The organism is Treponema parvum (assembly GCF_017893945.1).
GTDB lineage: Bacteria > Spirochaetota > Spirochaetia > Treponematales > Treponemataceae > Treponema_D > Treponema_D parvum_A.
This window is the reverse complement of the sequence record NZ_CP054257.1, coordinates 1170224-1187953: the sequence shown is the minus strand read 5'-3', so window position 1 is coordinate 1187953 and position 17730 is coordinate 1170224. Positions and strand designations below refer to the sequence as shown.

At 46.2% G+C, this 17730-nt stretch carries 10 protein-coding genes and 1 tRNA gene; 6 read left to right on the top strand and 5 right to left on the bottom strand.

The genetic code is table 11. The features are described from left to right. Nucleotides 1-62: 62 nt before the first annotated feature. Together HRI96_RS05295 and dinB are read left to right on the top strand one after the other, a co-directional pair. Nucleotides 63-2342: a hypothetical protein gene (locus tag HRI96_RS05295; protein WP_210118465.1), complete on the top strand. Its 2280-nt coding sequence runs from the start codon at nt 63-65 to the stop codon at nt 2340-2342. After that, complete coding sequence (gene dinB / locus HRI96_RS05290; protein WP_210118464.1) at nt 2339-8491, top strand: DNA polymerase IV; 6153 nt, start codon at nt 2339-2341, stop codon at nt 8489-8491. Before HRI96_RS05295 ends, dinB begins: the two co-directional genes overlap by 4 nt. 152 nt (nt 8492-8643) lie before the next feature. Here dinB and HRI96_RS05285 read toward each other — a convergent pair whose 3' ends face one another. Genes HRI96_RS05285 through HRI96_RS05270 form a run of 4 tightly spaced genes read right to left on the bottom strand, consistent with a single transcriptional unit; the run spans nt 8644 to nt 13417 of the window. Continuing rightward, entirely contained in the window at nt 8644-10728 is a 2085-nt protein-coding gene (locus HRI96_RS05285) for an NHL repeat-containing protein (protein WP_256729307.1), read from the bottom strand. A 10-nt stretch (nt 10729-10738) separates the two neighbouring features. Next, the gene (locus HRI96_RS05280) at nt 10739-11422 is read right to left on the bottom strand and encodes a tetratricopeptide repeat protein (protein WP_210118463.1); all 684 of its coding nucleotides are present in this window, start codon (nt 11420-11422) and stop codon (nt 10739-10741) included. Nucleotides 11423-11442: 20 nt separating this feature from the next. Then, nucleotides 11443-12216 carry a 5'/3'-nucleotidase SurE gene (gene surE, locus HRI96_RS05275; protein ID WP_210118462.1) on the bottom strand — a complete coding sequence of 258 codons (774 nt, stop codon included), beginning with the start codon at nt 12214-12216 and terminating at the stop codon, nt 11443-11445. Between the two features lie 19 nt (nt 12217-12235). Beyond that, on the bottom strand, nt 12236-13417 hold the full coding sequence (locus HRI96_RS05270) for a galactokinase (RefSeq protein ID WP_210118461.1): 1182 nt from the start codon (nt 13415-13417) through the stop codon (nt 12236-12238). Nucleotides 13418-13482: 65 nt separating this feature from the next. Here HRI96_RS05270 and lnt point away from each other — a divergent pair, with 65 nt between their 5' ends. The 4 genes from lnt (at nt 13483) to HRI96_RS05250 (ending at nt 17538) form a co-directional block, all read left to right on the top strand. Continuing rightward, nucleotides 13483-15270 carry an apolipoprotein N-acyltransferase gene (lnt, locus tag HRI96_RS05265; RefSeq protein WP_210118460.1) on the top strand — a complete coding sequence of 596 codons (1788 nt, stop codon included), beginning with the start codon at nt 13483-13485 and terminating at the stop codon, nt 15268-15270. A gap of 242 nt (nt 15271-15512) precedes the next feature. Continuing rightward, a complete protein-coding gene (locus HRI96_RS05260) occupies nt 15513-16091 on the top strand; it encodes a biotin transporter BioY (protein WP_210118459.1) in 579 nt (192 codons plus the stop codon). Nucleotides 16092-16096: 5 nt separating this feature from the next. Beyond that, nucleotides 16097-16897, top strand: a complete 801-nt coding sequence (locus HRI96_RS05255) for an energy-coupling factor ABC transporter ATP-binding protein (protein WP_210118458.1) — start codon at nt 16097-16099, stop codon at nt 16895-16897. Further along, nucleotides 16888-17538 carry an energy-coupling factor transporter transmembrane component T family protein gene (locus HRI96_RS05250; RefSeq protein ID WP_210118457.1) on the top strand — a complete coding sequence of 217 codons (651 nt, stop codon included), beginning with the start codon at nt 16888-16890 and terminating at the stop codon, nt 17536-17538. The genes HRI96_RS05255 and HRI96_RS05250 overlap by 10 nt, the downstream gene beginning before the upstream one ends. A gap of 4 nt (nt 17539-17542) precedes the next feature. On the opposite strand, the gene HRI96_RS05245 is transcribed toward HRI96_RS05250, so the two are convergent. Further along, nucleotides 17543-17616: transfer RNA gene (locus HRI96_RS05245), tRNA-Val, on the bottom strand. Nucleotides 17617-17730 lie beyond the last annotated feature (114 nt).

Genomic DNA, 17730 nt, shown 5'->3' with positions numbered 1-17730 from the left:
ATAACTATATTATATAAATATATCTATTGCATTGTAAACATACAATAGTATATTCTTTACATATGAAAAAAAATCTGCGGCCTGCCCTGCTCTTTTTTGTGCGACTCTTTTTTTTTGTTTCAGCGTGCATAAGCCGGAATTTTGCAGCGCCGATTTTTGCCGCCGCAGATACATTTAATGTGAGTGCCGACGGAACCGGCTCAAAAACAAGTCAAACCGGCGGATACGGCAGAACAGGCGCGAGCGTCAGCGCCGAAATACAAAAAAAACTGAAGCTCGAAGGATTTAACCCTAAAACAATCAACCTCATATCTCCCGGTGTAGGAGATTTTTCTTATAATATCTTACTCACTTTCGAAAAAAAAACAAATGAGGGCGGCTTTAATACACCCGAAGGACAAGAAGACTCCGCATATTCCATCGGCACTCCCGCCTCATCCGAAACTTCTTCAGATTCCAAAGATTTTAAAACAAATGTGATATTTGTCTTTGAACAAAGCGATTTTTTAGCAAATCAAGAACAAATAATCGCACTTTTAAAAAGTATTTCCGAAAAAAAATACCCTTTCGAAGTTTCGATCTTGTTCCCTCCGAATTCAAGCGATTTTCTGGGAAAAGGAAATTTAATTACAGGCACGGATATTTTTGTAGATTCGATTGACCTTCCCGACAACACATTCGCCGTTTCAGTAAAATTTTCAAAAGATGAATATGAGACCGACGCATTCAAAGACGGTAAACGGAAAAATTTTTCGCCTTCAAATAAAACCGCTGAAACTTACGGCGACGAAGTTTCCGTCATAATGCCCGGAAGCAAAAATGAAGTAAGCCCTCTGTGGCTTGTGAAAGCTCTCTCGAATTCTTTTTTGAAAAACAAGGCCGAATACACCGTTCCGGCGGGAACCTTTCTTACAGTGTTCAGATTCGGATTTCTAAAAGGGGACCCAATTTCCGATTCGTTTTTCAGAGAGGAGATTCCTTCCGTTTCGGTAACATTTGCGGACGACTTAAAGCTCTGTCCCGTGCTCCTGTCATTTCTTGACGACTTCAAGCCTGAAAAAACCGCTGAATGGGACAGGCATTATCTTTTTTTTACATTCAACGGACAAAATTTCGTTTTAAACGAAGCGTTTTTGGTGAGGTGCTACCTTGCGGCGGCCTTTGTAACGCTTTTTTTTCTATGCGCTCTTTCATTTTTTGCAGGAAAAAAATCATTGATCCATAGGAGCGAAATAAGAAAATTGTGGTATCTGCTTCCTCTTACGGTTATTATTTCCATAGCGGTCTTGGTATTCGGACTGCCGTTGACAAAACTTGCAGCGTCAAAGCTGCATTTATCGCCGGTAATGCAGCTTTATATCCGCGTACAGCTTTTGTTTTTAGCGCTTTCAGCGGTATTTGTAATCATTTTGAAAAACCGCTGCTCCGGATACACGTATAAATTTTATATAACGCTGTCAACTATCGTAAACATATTCGTTTTCAGCGCAGCGGATCTATCGCTTTTTTTCTTGTTCGTATTCGAGTACATATTGTCCTTACTGCTGCGTCTTTCAAAAAGGGCGATCCCGTTTTCGATAATCGGGCTGCTGCTTTTTATTCCTTTTATTCCCTATGGAATTATTCTATGGCAATACATAGAAATACAAAAAATTTCAAACCTAATTTCGGGCAATATTTTGCAAAACATACTTTTAGCCTTTGCCGTTCAGCCGTTCAGCCTTGTATGGCTTCTTATACTGTCACAGTTTCTAAAACGAAACCTGAAAAATAAAAAGACCTTTCAAAACCGGCGCATTGTTTTTACGGCGGCAGCGGCAAGTTTTATTATTTTTCTGTGCTTTTACGGAATATCGCACATTCTGGAAAAATACAGACACATTCCGTCTGTCGTAGACATAACGGACGGAGTAACGCTGATACGGTCGAAAAACAACCGTCTTCAAGTAACGGCCTTCGATTCGTTTGAATTCGGAAATTCCGTCTGCAATGTGGAAATAAGATCGTCAAAGCCTGCCGAACGTTACGAAATAAGAATTTTAGGAAAAACCGTGCAGCCCGTATACGAAGCTACCGTTCCTTATACGGAAAACACAAAGGATCTTAGCGCGGCTTTTCATCTTCCGGATTTTCCGCCCGAACTGTGCAGGATAACTTATACGGCGGCTGCCATCGAAGAAACCGCCGTAAGCGTCACTTCTTATTATGCAACCGACAGAGCGGGAACGTTTGAATGCGAGACTTGCACGGCGGTAATTTCCAAGGCGGACAGTAAATCACCCGCGGAGGATTTGTCCGAGAATCGATACGGAAAAAAAACAGGCCCAGGTAACAGGACATGATCGAATGGAACGATATCTGTATCCTCCACATTGATCTGGATGCATTTTTCGCTTCCGTAGAAAAGATCGATAATCCCGATCTGGAAGGGAAACCCGTCATAGTCGGCGGTAAGCCGTCCGACCGCAGGGCGGTAGTCTGTACGGCCTCGTACGAAGCCCGCAAGTTCGGAGTGCATTCGGCCATGCCGATAACCAAGGCCTACGCCCTTTGCCCTCAAGGCGTATACATAAGCCCGCGCATGGAACGCTATCATGAAAAATCCCAAGAAGTTATGGAAATCTTTTCCGATTTTTCGCCCGAAATCCGCCAGATTTCGGTGGACGAAGCATTTATAAATCTTTCAGGAACGCAAAGATTGTTCGGGAATCCTTCGGATACGGCGCGGAAAATAAAGGCTATAGTAAAAGAAAAAACGGGTCTTACCGTTTCCGTAGGCCTTGCCCAAAACCGATACATAGCAAAGATCGCATCCGGGCTTTCAAAACCCGACGGATTTTACGAAGTGCCGCCGGGAACGGAAGAAGGCTTTATGCTGAGCCTTCCCATTGAAAAAGTATGGGGAATAGGATCGAAGACGCAAAAGCGTTTATACGATTCGGGATTTAAAACGACAAAAGACATTCACTCAAAATCCCTTCCGCTTCTCCAAAGCATTTTCGGGGAGGCCGCCGGATCCTTCTTATATAATGCGGTGCGCGGGAAAGAAGTGGAAACTTTCAGCGAATCAAAATCGCATTCTTTAAGCGCGGAAACCACCTTTTCGTTTGACCTTACCGATCGTTATGCGATAGGGACGGCGCTTATGGAACTCTCGTATACGGTGATGTTCCGCCTAATAAAAGAAAACAAAAGCAGTAAGACCGTGTCCGTAAAGATCCGCTACGGAGATTTTACGACGGTTTCGATACAGGAAACCTTGGACAGTGAAATCTTTTCGGCGGAAGAACTTTTTGAACGCGCCGAAGCCCTGTTCGATAAAAAATATGATAAAAACCTAGGCGGAGTAAGGCTTTTGGGTCTTGCCGTACAAAACATAGGAAAATCCTCTCTACAGCAGGAAATGTTTGAAGAAAAAGGTGAAAAAAAACGTGCGGTAGAAAAAAGCATACTTGAATTGCAGAATAAAAAACCCGAAATAAAAATAAAAAAGGCAAGACTTTTAAATAAAAACAAAAAAATCCCATTGATAGCGTTCCCTTTGCTCTTGTCGGCAATGTTTTTCGGGCGGCCGCTATTTGCTGAAACGATGAACAAAACAGACGCCGCGGGTGCGGGAGCGATAGTCTTTGACGAATCGGCGCTGCCTCCTCACAGCGGCGTAAAAGCAGTTTCCGACGGTACCTCGTCAATATTCAATTATTCCGTAAACGACCGGCAGATAGAATTTTTAGCGGACGGCTATTGGGAATCCGCCGTAGCCGGCACGGCTCAGGCAAATTTCGGTTTCGGAAATCCGTTCGTGATTTCGACGGCTCCTCCCGTTTTTACTCAAAAAGTGGATTTGACTCTGTGGTTTATGCTCGACAAAAAATGGTATTTTGAAGCCGCCTTTGCGGACGGTTTCGACAAAAACACCGTCGCCGCAGGATATTACGGCGACGGCGCGCTAAAAGAAGTACGCGTCGCAAACAGAGGAATTACATTTCCCAAAAAATATTCCATAGACAATGTGAACAGGGGAATAGGAGGAGGCAACAACGAGGCACCGGGCGTTTCTCTTCACTTTGAAGACGACGAGCAAAACAAATGGAAGGGAGACTTCGCTTTTCGCTACGATATGCTTGAGTCGCGGAGCAAGACATATTACGGAAAAAACAGCGTTAACGACAGTTCAATCCCCTTGTCGAAATGGCTCTCAGGACGGATATACGTACTCCCTGACTCTCCGGCTTTTATTTCGGACATCAGAGACGTTTATGTGGAAAATTCCAACGGAACGTATACCGATCTTCAAGGAAGAAAATACAAAAAACTTTCCGAATCCGAATACATTCTTTTGCCGGTAAGAAGGCAGATAATTTTGTCGCAAAGCGCCGGGGCGACAATAAAAAACGGCATGGTTCCCGCCGTCGCGGTTTCTTTTTTTAACGGCTCGACATACACTGCCTTACGCAGCGCCCTCGGCGCCTTCGGCAGCGTCCAAAGCGACGGCACTTTAAGCGGAACAAGCGGCTTTTTAGGCGAAATACAAAAATTTTTCGGGAGCGCCGCAGTCTCAGACGGTTCATCACGTCCCAACGTAGCATCGTTTTCATACGGGGGAGTTTCCGCACACGGTCCACTGCAGCAGGGAAGTTACCCTGTTCCCGATCATACGGGGCTTGAAACGGACGGTTTTTTTTCAAAAATAGGCGGAACTTCGGGCATAGAAGTTTTATTTATTCAGCATCCGGCAGGATTTTCGCCTTTCACCGCCGCCTTCCGCTACGACGGCGGAGTAAACCCCGTAGACAGCGCGGTCGTCGCGTCGTCTTCCACACAGACGGAATCCGAACTTTTTTTAGCTGCGGCAGCCGACGACCTTACGTTTACGTCGCAAGACTACACTTCGCAGAAACATAACTACGTAGACGTTTTCAGATCCGACGTTTCCGCAAGCGCCGATTCTCTCGTAAAGCCCCAAGTGAGATACCCTCTTGCGGACATTGCGCCCGGCTGCTATTTAGGCTATGAGACCTCATCTGACCTTTATCTGCGGCTTCGCTCATATTCGGCGGTTTCCAGATTCGATATTGGAACGGACGCCGTCCCCGGAACCGTCAGACTTTATAAAAACGGCGTGATAGACGGAGCGGCAAAATATGATGCGGAATCAGGAATAATAATGCCCTCTTCAAGCATATCGGGGAGCGACAGGATCTACATCACTTGGTATGAGCAAAGCGCGGCAGACGGCAGCGGAGCCGTCGCTGCGGCGGCCGGATATTCCAGGCGGTTTACAAGCGAATGGAGCGGCGACCTGTCTTTTTCGACAAGGTGGCCGTATAACCCAAAAATAAACTATGCCGACGCATCCAATTCTCAGCCGGGTTTTGCGACGGTCGCCGCGGGGCTTGAGTACGCTACAAAAGATTTTACTTTTTCAAATACGGCCGCCGCCACGCTTGAATCCCCCAACGTAAGCGGCAAATACCGCGTACTGGCGATGGACGACAGATCCCCCGACACTGTAAATCTTTCGGAAAATTCCGGCAGGGATCTTCCGGAAGGTTTTACCCCGTCTTTAAATGCGCGGAAGGGAACCGCGGCGGGCGGCGAGCCGCCCTCACTGTCATACCGGTACAACGGCTCTCTAAAGGCTGAAAGCGGTTCCACGGATCCTGAAATTTCAGGCTATAAAATTCCCGTTTCATGGGATTTTTCATCATGGGAAGGACAACTCGTATGCGCGTGGGCGGCTGTGACGATAGACTTGGGTTCGAGCGCTTCACTGCTTGCTGCAGGCACGGAATTTTCCATCGCCCTAAAACCGCAAAACCCTTCGCATTCGGCAAAATACGACGTATACTTGCAGCTGGGCGTTTCCGCCGACGACGACTTTACAATAGAAGATTCCGCTTCCGTTCCTACGTGGAAAATTTCCGACGTCTCGGCTCCCGATGTGAGAAATCCCTTCAATCCGGCCAACGGAACGTTTTCACAAAACATAGTGAAGATACGCCTTACCCAAGAAGACGTAAGCCGCCTTTCTTCCAACCGCGGCGCCAGAATAATAATAGTTGTAAACGCAACTTTGACGGGAAGCGGAAACGGCAATTCAATTTCTGACGCAAATTCAAACAAAGAAGGAACTATATGGGTAGGCCCTTATGAAATTCAAACGCAGGGAGTCTTTACTTCACAAGCGGACAAATTAAAGGTCACAAACTCCCAAACAAAATCCGATTTTTCAGGCTCCGGAGATTTTAACTCGTCCGCAAACTATGTGCAAAACGTCGACTGGAAAAACTCGGATAATACTACCGTCACCGACACTGACATAACAATAACGCGGTACTTCAGCGAGGTTGACATATCCCCTTATAAAAAAATAAATCTTTATTTTCGCTTTGATCCGGAGAGAGAAACGCTGCTGGCAACAGACGACTCGGCCGCGGCCTTCACATTAACGCTCGACCGCGATGCAAGAGGGATCAGTTCCTACGGTAAGACCGCCCTGCGCTTGGAAATTCCACGCTCGGAATTTAAAAACTACGCCGATTCCTTGTGGCATAAACTCACCGTCGATAGAAGCGAAAAAAAAGCGGCGATCGACGGCAAGACCGTCGCGGTAAACAGTCTTTTCATAGATACTGAAACGGTTCCGTCGCGGCTCAAGATGACGATTGCAACGGCGATGGACGGTAAACTTTTTAAATCCGGCCGTTTCAGTTTTGACGAGCTTTATCTTTCCGACACAAAAGAATATTACATTCTCGAAGACAATGTAAAAACTTCTTATAAAAAAGACGGCGTCATATTGGCGGCGGGAAAATTTCCTTTGCTTGAAAATTTTTCATTTAAAGCCCGGACAAATTCTGCGGCAAGCATACGTCAGGAAGAATCGAACAAGGCGGATTCTTCTCTTGCGGGCAGCGCCTCTGCAGGCGTAACCCTTGCGACAATAGCTTTTTCAGGCGAAATCAGCGGTTCCACATCAGACGATACGAAACTCTCAAACGCGGGGCATAAAATTGAAACCACAGATCCGCTATTCGGTATTTTTTCGGCCGCAGAAGAGTATAGATACGATCCTGTCGAAAAAAGTCTTCATAAACAAAACGGAGCGGGAGCGGATCTTAAAACTGTCGGCGTTCCTCTCGATGTTTACGTAAACACGGAAGCCGTTTCAAACGCGTGGCATTCGACGCAAAAAAGTTCCGTACAATCGGATCTGTCTTTAGCTTCTCAAAATCTTTCATATTTTTTAACCGCAAAATTCAGCGCGGATCAAAGGCTTTTGCCGTCGCATTGCGGCGTAAAGAGGATAGACTCAAATTCCTATCTTCAAGGCTGGAAGGACAGTTCTGCCCTCGCCTTTTCAACAGGAAAAGAAAACGCTTCCGGGCGAAATGTTGCGGCGGGTATTTCAAACGTCCTAAAATTCCCTTCCATGGGATTTTCACCGCAGGCGGATCTTTCGTGCGAAGGCAGATATTCTTCATCGGTGTCCACTCTTTTTACCGATTCATCCAAGATACAACTCAAATTTCCGTTTTCGATAGGTTCGAACAATCTCGTCTTTCAATGGACAAGGGAAGCCGGCGGAACGAAGAACGTAGCGGCGGGAGGAAACTACGGCGAAGACGTAAAAGAAATTTCAGACTCCCTCGGCAGGCGCGAATATTTTTTTAAGGCGCTGCCTTTTCATGACATGGTAAACGCGTCGCTTCCTAAAGACGTGTTAAAAAACACGTCAGCCCTTTCCGACTCTTCAGACGGCGAAGGGTCGTTATATTACAGTACGGTATACGACCTGTCGTGGCGGCGTCCCGTATGGGGAAGCATCCGCGACCTATTGCTGCCCTCTTCCGTTTCGCTTTCGGCCTCGCGCGATATAAGAACGTCCGCAAGAGTGAGCGACATTTATCAATACAAGGCTGCGCTGAATTATACAGCGTTCAACATATTCGGGCAAAACGGAACGCTGATGCGAACATCCTTATTTAAGCAGGACGAATATACGGCTTCGTTATCGGCGGCGGCAAAAATTCCGCGCGACAGCGGCGAAAGGCGATATGTCTACGACGGTTACGTTCAAGCCAATTTTTACTACAACGATACGGATACCGTCCGGCTGGGCGGTGAAATAAGTTTTGAAACGTCCGACATATGGGCGACCAGAGCTACCGTAATATGGAAGCGGGGCGGTAAAAGAAGCCCCTTGATGGCGGCGGTAACGCTTTTTAAACCCGATTACGACATGTCGGGCGTAGTTTTAACGCGTTCGGACAGCATAAATATCTCTTTTTCAGAAAACGAAACATATTCCACTACAAATTCCAAGGTGATAAAAAGGCAGTCGTTCGAACTGAATCATTCGGCGGATATGAAATTAAACGGGAATCTCACCATATTTTCTTTTTTGTCGGAAACGTATAACTGCACGTGGGACAAAATCATTCTGCTAACAATAAAAGCGGGATTGGGAATGAGGGTGGAATTTTAAGGCGAAGCGCGGCATGCAAACGGCGAACCGCGCCGTGATACGCCGTTTCAAGGGCGCAGGTGTAAGTGCGCCGGAGTTTGGCGCATCGTCGCGACGGCTCAGCTCGTCGGCACAAGTATGTCAGCGTGCGACGGCTCAGTATTTTCGGGCTGTTACTGCAGCGGAGCGAAATAGCCGCTTTCGTCGCGGCCGCTGCGGTTCATAAGATAAATTTCAGCTTCTACGGGAAGAAACGCCCGGCCGAAATTCGTAGGCAAGGAAGATCTGAAAGAGAGCTGATATAGCCCGGACGGAAGATTTATTATGTCGGTTACGACTGGCGAAAGACCTTCAGGTCGGTAAACATAATACGATTCCCCGGCCGTATTATCGCAAAGGTACTGTATTTCGCCGTCAAGAGAACCCTCTTTCAAATTTATTACGGAAAACGCTATGGAATTATTATTGAGATAGGCCGTCAAATTCGAAAGTCCGTAATTGCCGAACGCGGACGAAGATACGTTTCCGCAGGTTATATAAATTATCGCACGCTTTTTTTCGCCGGACATAAGATCGTTCGCGGCAAGCCGCAAAGCCAAATCAAGCCTGCCTTCGTTTTGCAATGGGGTTTTTAACGCCGCAGGCGAAAAATTAAGCAGTCCCCGCGTATTCCCCCTGTATTCAAGTACGGGAATTTTTCCTGCCGAAACAACCCGTACGGTTCCCTTCCCTTCCATAGAAGCGGCTATCTCTCTGACAGCTGCCTGAAGCTCGCCGCTGTTTGCTGCCATGGCGGGGTCCCTGTCAATCACAAATGTTATATCTGCGACGGTATTTGCAGACACGGCGCCTTCCAGCCGCAGATCGGTTACAGGTCTTTTGTTTTCGCTCACGTAAAAATTCACGTCTCTAAGGCCGACTACGCTCTGGCGGCGGCGGTTCTCCACACGCACATCCATCGTAACTTTCGGAAATTCTTCCGCGTTCACGTGTTCGATCTGCACGAAAAGCCCGCCCAAGACTTCCGTCATTTTGGACATAAGGTAAACTTCGTTGGCGGTAATGTCCGTAACAAGAATGTTGCCGTTTACGTCGGGAACTGCGCTAGTAATGCGCGAGGGCGCGTTGCCGGTATTTGCGTTTTCAAACACGGAACCGTTCCTCGTATCTACGGAAATAATACGGTTCTTGTCGCAGACAACCAGATAACTGCCCCATTTTTTCATCGATTCGGGCTTAGAAAACGTCTTTTCTTCAACTAAAAGATCAACATAGTTTCCGAAACGGTCAAACTCGTAAATCGCCCCGCTGACACAGTCGGCAACAAATACCCTGCCGTCGTCTACGGCGATTCCCGTAGGCCCTGAAAAACCCGGAAACGAAGTTGTCCTAGAGCCGAAAAAAAACAAGGGTTCGCCGTCACGGTCGAAAACATTTACTCGGCAGTTTCCGAAATCCGTAACGTAGATATTGCCGTATCCGTCCTGCGCCAGATACTGCGGCCCTACCATCTGACCCAAAGAGCGCCCTTTGGAACCTATATATTTTTCAAATCGGCCGTTGGCGGTAAAAAGGCTGAGCCTGCCGCCCGCGCTTTCGCTTATCAAAAGTTTTTCGTCCGAAAGCCTTATAATATCCGTAGGACGGTCGAAGCCGTTTATGGGCCCGGTCACGCGGTTTATCACGTTTCCGTTCACATCTATGCGTAAAAGATCGTTCGAACCGTATGACAAAACCCAGATTGAACCGTCGGGATTAGGCAAAACCGAAACCGGCTGGCTGAAAACGGTTTCTTTTCCGTTTACGCCGGGAAAGCCGCCCGCCTCCGTATACTTCAGCGAGGATTCCTGATTGGCCCCTGTTATGCGGCGCTCGCGGACAATTTCTATACGGTTTTGCAAAAGAAGACCGCCGTAACCCGCCTCTGCTGCAAACTGCCACTGCTGCAATGCGGCTCCTTCAATGCCTGAACGATAGTAGGCTTTTCCCAGCCAGTCCAAAATAAGGTTTTCTTCAGGCAAATAGAACAGAGCCTTTTCAAACTGCAAAATGGCGTCGTTGAATGCGTTGCGATAATAAGCCTGTACGCCCCGCCTGAATTCCGTTTCAGCGTAAGTGTTTGCGCTCGAATTTCTGCCGAAATCGGTCTGTGAAAAAACGCCTTTACTTCCCGCAAAAAACAGCAAAGCCGTAAAAAAAGTTATTTTTATAATTAAAGAATCTCTACAAAAACCGAGGCCGTCAAATTTTTTTTTCATAAAGTACCAATTACGCATAACGGGTTTCCGTTATGATCCTGAGATGCTCGGCAATTTCATGGTTCCCCTTGTTAAGGAGCGAAGCCTGCCGCACATATTTATCGGCTTCTTTCATAAGACCGAGCTTAAAATATACCCAGCCCAAAGAATCAAGACAGGCAGCCGAATTGGGCTCGCCGTCTACGGCCTTTTTACAGAAAGCGAGAGCTTCCGTAAGATCCCGATTTTCGCACGCGAGCACGTAACCCAAACCGTTTAGCGCCGTAAGATTTTTGGAATCTTCGGCAAGAGCTTTTCGATAATAGTCTATACAATCATCGATTTCATCCTGCTGCCATGAGATATAGGCCAATGAAGCGTAGACTGAAGCCGGGCGGTAGCCGAGTTCGAGCAATTTGTTCAATTCAAATTGCGCAAGCCGCTTGCGACCCGAAAGAGCGTATATCACCGCAAGGATGTAGCGGCATTGAAGTATGCGGTTGTTGTTTTTTCCTGCCGTAACCACCTGCTCCAAATACAAAAGAGCGTCGTCATAACGGCCTACCTTGGCATAGCACAGACCTATGTAATACATAAGCTCCATGCTGTCGGCGCCGGAATCGTCAGGGAGTGAAAGAAAAAAAGCAAGCGCTTCTTTAAAGGAATTTCTGTTGTATAGACTTATTCCTTCGGATAGAATTTTATCATCAGACATTACAACCCACCGTATTTATTCTACAGTGAAAATGAAATATCGTCCACTATTCCTGCGCTTTTAGGTTCGGCATAAACGCGAGTTACGGAAATAAATCCTTTTTCAACGGCTTCATAATCGTGATATGTTCTTCCGCTCGTATGTATTTTGCCTCCCTGAGCAGAACAAATCTTCGTTTCATCGTCAATCTCGTCAATCTTTATGCTGTCGTTATACCGTCTGAAAGAAATATCCGTCATCTTGACTCCTAGATACGCTGCGGACGAGCTTAAGGCGTTTACGTTTACAAAGACGCTGTTCCCGTCGTGTTCTTCCGCATATGAAACCGGACGGCAAAGAGAAATAAGAAGTTCGAGATTTTTCGCGGCAAAATCCGCAAGGCCTTCATAGTAGTAATTTTCGTCATGAGTTTCCAAACTGAGCGCTATGCCGGGAATTCCTGCGAGCGCAGCCTGCCTGGCTGCGGCGGCTGTTCCCGAATAAACTATGTCGGTTCCTATGTTCGCGCCTTGATTTATTCCCGAAATTACGGCGTCGGGCACACGCGAAAGAAGCCTTCCTCCCGATCCTGCCGAAAGTATCACGCAGTCGGCAGGAGTTCCCTCATAGCAGTACACGCGGTCTTTTATCTTTGTAAGCTTTAAAGAACGATCCATGGATACGCACTGAGAAACTCCCGAACGGTTTCTGTCGGGAGCGACTACCCAAACCTCATGTTCAAAAGACAATCTCTTTGCCAGGACGCTGAGGCCGTCGCCCGATATACCGTCGTCATTAGTCAAAAGAAGCAGCATATTTTAAATCTTTTATCCTTTAATTTTTTATAATATGAGCTCCGTCCGCCGGAAGTACCGGATATGTGAGCGGATGAAACCCGAATATCCTTTCGTAGTCTTTCAAATACTTTTTAAAAGTCTCTACATCGTCTTTGCGGATTATAGTGTAAAGACAGCGTCCGAACCCCTTTCCCGTTATGCGTCCGCAGGTGACGGGATTTCTTACGTCTTCAAGATTAGGCTCAAGTTCCCCTACGCGCTTTAATATCCAATCTATTTCAGGGCATGAAATCTCATAAAGATCTCTCATGCTTTCATGGCTGCGGTTTACGGCGCGGGCAAACATTCCGAAATTCTTTTTGGCAATTCCGTCAAGCGCAAGTAGAACGTTATTATGTTCATACATGATGCACAAAAGCCTGCGTCTCATATCTTCGGACACCACTGAAAGAGTTTCGTTTATTTCCGTAGTGTCCGCGCTGTAAGACCAGCCGCCGTGTGCGTTGATTTTTTTTTCTTTAAGTTCCCCTAAAATCAAAGCGTTTCCGGCTTCGATCATCACGTCTTTATCCCAAGTGGAAATTCGCGGAACCCTTGCGTCCGTGAGCATCACGACATGCTCGTTAAAATCGACGGGAATATTCTCGCAGCGTCCCTTTGAATGATCTGTCAAAAGAAGCGTTCCTTTTTTCGAATACAGGGCTGAAAAATTGTCCGCAAGAAAATTTCCCGTGTTAAGGAATAACTTATTGCCTCTTTCGATAACCTGAAGAAGCTGCGGTTCGGAAAAACTAAGCGAAAGAACCGCATTTACCGCCAGCGCCGTTCCGATTTTTATCGCAGTGGTGATGCCGAATCCTGCGGAAGGAAGAATATCGCTGTATATCGTAAAATTGAGGCCTTGAAGGCTTGCGCCCCCGGAAACGAACCCGTACAGCATAGCTTTTACAGCGTTGGCCCAGCGGTCTTCTTTTTTGAATTTCAGCGATGTAAGGCTTGTTTTTTTTCGTTCGTTGAGCTGCGGAAAATAAAAATGAAGCGATGAGTCTTCCCGGCGTGAAACGGCTACATAGACGGGCAGATTTACGGCCATCGAAAGAGTTTTATCTCTAAAAAACCAAGAATGTTCGCCTATAAGATGAAAACGTCCGGGAGCACAAACCGTTATATCGGGCAAGACCCCGTATTCGGTTTTGTGTGCGCCGTTTACAAACTCCATAATAAATTTTCCACTATAATATCATTATTGCGTTTTTACAACGTTATAGGATAGAATATACCGTAATGAATCTTTTTTTACAAGTTTTTTGCTCGCTTTTTTCCGCCCTGCTGTGCGCTCTTGCCATTCCAAACGAGTTTTTAACTTTCGGCTCGCCTTTTTTAGGTCTTATCGCTCTCATTCCGCATTATCTTGCCGTTTCAAAAAGCGCTTCGTTCAAAAACGCCGTATTTTTAAATGCCTTGCAGGTTATGGCTGTACACTTGATTTCAAGTTTTTGGCTTGCAAATTTTAGGGATTTTGCGATATTCACTTTGGGCGCTTCGGCGGCGGGGACGGCCTGTATAGGAGCATTTTTCGGTTGGATTTTATTTTTTCCGTACGCAAAACCGCGCACAGCGGAAAAGTGTGCCCCTTGCGCAAAAAAGTGGGGCATTTTCGCAAAAATGCGCCGGCCATATGTAAAAACGTGCGCGGCGGAAAACGTTTTATCAAGACGCGGTATAAAAAAAATTTCTTACCCGTCTTTTAGAGTTCTTTATTTTTCTGCGGTCTGGGTGACGTGGGAATGGGTAAAATCGAACGGCTTTTTAGGCTATCCGTGGGGCACTCTTTCGATGTGTTTTTATAATGCCAAATGCTTTATACAGATTGCAGATATTTCAGGCGCGTACGGGATAACTTTTCTTGCACTTCTCTTTTCTTCGGTATGCGCAGAAGGCCTTAATCTCATCGGTTCAATAAAGAATTTCCAAAATCCTAAAGAAATTCTCTCGGATTATAAAATGACCGCCGCTCTGTGCGTTTCTTTTTTTGTGCTTAGCTTCGCCTACGGGGTTTTTCAGTATTCGAAAAAACGCATCCCTGTAAAATTTTTGAACACGGTGATCGTTCAGCAAAACATAGATCCTTGGGGCGATACGGACGATTCTTTATCCGTAATGATGTCAAAAAATCTTTCGGAACAATACATAGAACAGATGCGTGAAAACAGAATTTCGCCCGATCTTGTCGTATGGAGCGAAGCTGTGCTTAGGCGCCCCTTTCCGCAAGGACAAAATTATTACAAAAAGGCTCCCGCCGGCGAACCTTTGATAAATTTTATCGACCGCATGAACGTACCGTTTTTAGTTGGCGCGCCCTATCTGTTGGACAAAAAAACAAATTCATACGGTAACGCGGCGGTTCTCATAGACGCCGACGGAATTTTTCGCGGTGCATACAGCAAAATTCACCTAGTTCCATTTGCGGAAATAATTCCGTGGATCGAATTTAAATGGATGGCTTTTTTGATGGACAGTTTGGTAGGTTTTTCAAGCAGCTGGAAAGCGGGAAATCAATACGTGCTTTTCGACATTCCGGCGCATGTAAATCCTGAATACGAAGCTCCTGTGGCGGTCGTCTCTCTTACGGAGGAATTAAAAGCCCCCTCCGTTAAAATCGGAACTCCTATATGCTTTGAAGACGCATTTCCTAAAATATGCGGGAATTTTTCCAAAGCCGGATGCGAGCTTTTCGTAAACCTTACCGACGATTCATGGTCGCGCACCGCTTCCGCCGAATATCAGCACTTTGTCATCGCAGCCCTGCGTTCCGTAGAATTCCGCACTCCGATGGTGCGATCTACGAATTCCGGCTATTCAACCGTCATAGACCCTGCCGGTAGAGTGCTTCAAGACTTACCGCTTTTTACTCATACGGCCGCTTCCTGCGCCGTACCCGTATATGAAAAAGAAACGACAATATACGAACGATTCGGCAACTGGCTCGCATATTGCTGCATGATATTCGTATTTTTAAGCCTTTGTTTTGCCGCAAAAGACGGAACGGAAAACAACGGAACTGCGCATTGACTCGGCCGATTTTCGACGGCCGCCCGCGCGAACACTGGAACAGAGCTGGCTTGCCGCCTCATTTTAGCACTGTATGTCGGCGCTGCGCATGACGCTGAATTTTGGCATAAGCTGCGGATCAGCGCCGCGAATTGACACGGCATACCATTTCAACGCTGCAGATTAACATGCACTGCGGATCAGTGTTGTAGATTGTCAACCTATTTCACTTTTTTAATGCCAATTGTAAACTACCATCACATATGAAAAAGAATTTTGTAATTCCTGTTTTTATTGCGGCATTTGCCGCTCTTATCGGCGCAGGCGCTTTTATAGCAATTCCTGCCGGGGCTACGGTAGTTCCTATCGTAATGCAAAACATGTTCGCCGTTCTTTCAGGCTGTCTGCTCGGAGGGCTTAACGGCGGAGCGGCCGCACTGCTCTTTGTACTTGCGGGAACTATGGGACTTCCTGTGTTTTCAGGAGGGCGAGGAGGCGTCGCCCACATACTAGGCCCTACGGGAGGTTTTCTTATAGGCTATATTTTGGCAGCCGCAGTATCGGGCCTGATAGCGGGAAAACCTAAAGTCCTGCAAAAGACCTCCAAGGTCAAATACGTTTTACGCATGGCCGCCGCAGCCGTATCTGGCTTTGTCGTGCTTTACGTACCCGGCGTCCTATGGTTTATGCACACCCGAAACGCAAGCTTCGCTTCCACTATGGCCGCCTGCGTGCTTCCGTTCATTTTAGGAGACGTAATAAAGTGCATACTAACCGTCTTGCTTTCTTTAAAATTCCGTCCGGTAATCGCCCGATACTTAAACTCGGATGAACGTCCTTAAAAAGTATGCAATTTTCTAACGCTTCGTCTGCACCCAAGCCGTCCGGCGCCAAGCTTGAAGTCTGCAAGCTGAGCAAATATTTTTACATATCGTCGGAAGGTAACGATGTAAAGACCGTTCTTGACAATATTTCGTTTACGCTCGAACAGGGCAGCTGCACGGTAATAGGGGGCGCAAACGGTTCCGGAAAGACAGTCCTTATGTCGATCATCGCTGGCCTTTTAAAACAAAGTTCGGGCGAAATATCAATTTCATTTTCCGACGGCAAAAAAAGCGACAGTAAAAAAAAATTCGCAGGGATCGTCTTTCAGGATGCGGATTCGCAAATTTTGGGCGAAACCCCCTTGGAAGACGTCATGTACGGAGCCGTAAACTGCGGTCTTTCCAAGCCGGAAGCAAAAAAGGCCGCGTTGGAAGCGTTGGAAAAAGTAGGACTTAGAGACAAAGCCGAACATCCTGCCAGATTTTTATCAGGCGGGGAAAAACGACGCCTAGCGGTCGCCGGTATTCTTGTGATGAACCGCCCTCTCATAATTTTTGACGAACCCTATGCAAATTTAGACTATGACGGCGTAAAGCAGGTAAATTCTCTTATAGAATTTCTTAAAGGACAAGGCAAAACTCTCATAATTTTAATGCATGAAATTGAAAAATGCCTCGCCCTCGCCGACCGTTTTATGATCCTATTCAAAGGAAAAAAAGTTTTTGACGGCTCGCCTAAAGAAGGCATTCAAAAAGACCTTGCAGCGTGGGGCATAAAACCGCCGACGCCCGGCACAAGGGTCGAGGATCTCATATGGAAATAAAAAGGCAAAGAGCGACGACAGACTTCATCCTTTACGGTTACCGGATCGGAAACAGTTTTCTGCACAAAATTCCTGCCGGAATAAAGCTCCTTGCAATACTCGTTTGGAGCGTATGCATTTTATATGCTCCTGCCGCCGCATGCGCCGCATTTTTTTTAATATTAATATTGTTCGCTCTAAAAGCCGAAATTCCTTTCAGCCTCTTAACGGCCGATCTTACCCCAATATTTTATTACGGAATTTTGCTGTACGTAACTTCAGCCTTATCTAAAAAAAACTTTATGCCTTCCCTGAGCGATGTGATATTTTGTTTTAGACTTTTGACAATGCTTATGATGTCGTCGATTTTATTCAGAACCACGACTCCGCTGGAATTAAAGTCCGCGCTGGAAGAAATTGAAATTTTCGTAAGAAAAAAGCTTCGTCTTAAACCGAAAGCGGAAATCTCCGTCATGTTTTCGTATTTTTTGCTTTTTTTGCCGCGGATATTTACTATATGGAACGATATAAGCCGCGCTTACAAAGCCCGCGGAGGAAAAAACGACATCAAAAAAATCTTTGTTTTGTTCCCTATTCTCATCTCGCTAAGCATTCATAAGGCATGGAACACGGCCCTTGCGGCAGAGGCAAGAAGCCGGTAAAAATTGCGCGATACTAGAATCGAACTAGTGACCCCAAGCGTGTCATGCTTGTACTCTAACCAACTGAGCTAATCGCGCTTACCGATACGATAGCTTATAAAAAAATAAGATTTTAGTCAATCAAGAGAAACTAAATCAAGAAAAACTAAAAAAATTCAATAAATTTTATCTTTAATCGAGATAGAAAGTTAT

Coding starts and splice junctions, on each gene's coding strand:
- HRI96_RS05295 (WP_210118465.1), top strand. CDS start 63: ATGAAAAAAAATCTGCGGCCTGCCCTGCTCTTTTTTGTGCGACTCTTT.
- dinB (WP_210118464.1), top strand. CDS start 2,339: ATGATCGAATGGAACGATATCTGTATCCTCCACATTGATCTGGATGCA.
- HRI96_RS05285 (WP_256729307.1), bottom strand. CDS start 10,728: ATGAAAAAAAAATTTGACGGCCTCGGTTTTTGTAGAGATTCTTTAATT.
- HRI96_RS05280 (WP_210118463.1), bottom strand. CDS start 11,422: ATGTCTGATGATAAAATTCTATCCGAAGGAATAAGTCTATACAACAGA.
- surE (WP_210118462.1), bottom strand. CDS start 12,216: ATGCTGCTTCTTTTGACTAATGACGACGGTATATCGGGCGACGGCCTC.
- HRI96_RS05270 (WP_210118461.1), bottom strand. CDS start 13,417: ATGGAGTTTGTAAACGGCGCACACAAAACCGAATACGGGGTCTTGCCC.
- lnt (WP_210118460.1), top strand. CDS start 13,483: ATGAATCTTTTTTTACAAGTTTTTTGCTCGCTTTTTTCCGCCCTGCTG.
- HRI96_RS05260 (WP_210118459.1), top strand. CDS start 15,513: ATGAAAAAGAATTTTGTAATTCCTGTTTTTATTGCGGCATTTGCCGCT.
- HRI96_RS05255 (WP_210118458.1), top strand. CDS start 16,097: ATGCAATTTTCTAACGCTTCGTCTGCACCCAAGCCGTCCGGCGCCAAG.
- HRI96_RS05250 (WP_210118457.1), top strand. CDS start 16,888: ATGGAAATAAAAAGGCAAAGAGCGACGACAGACTTCATCCTTTACGGT.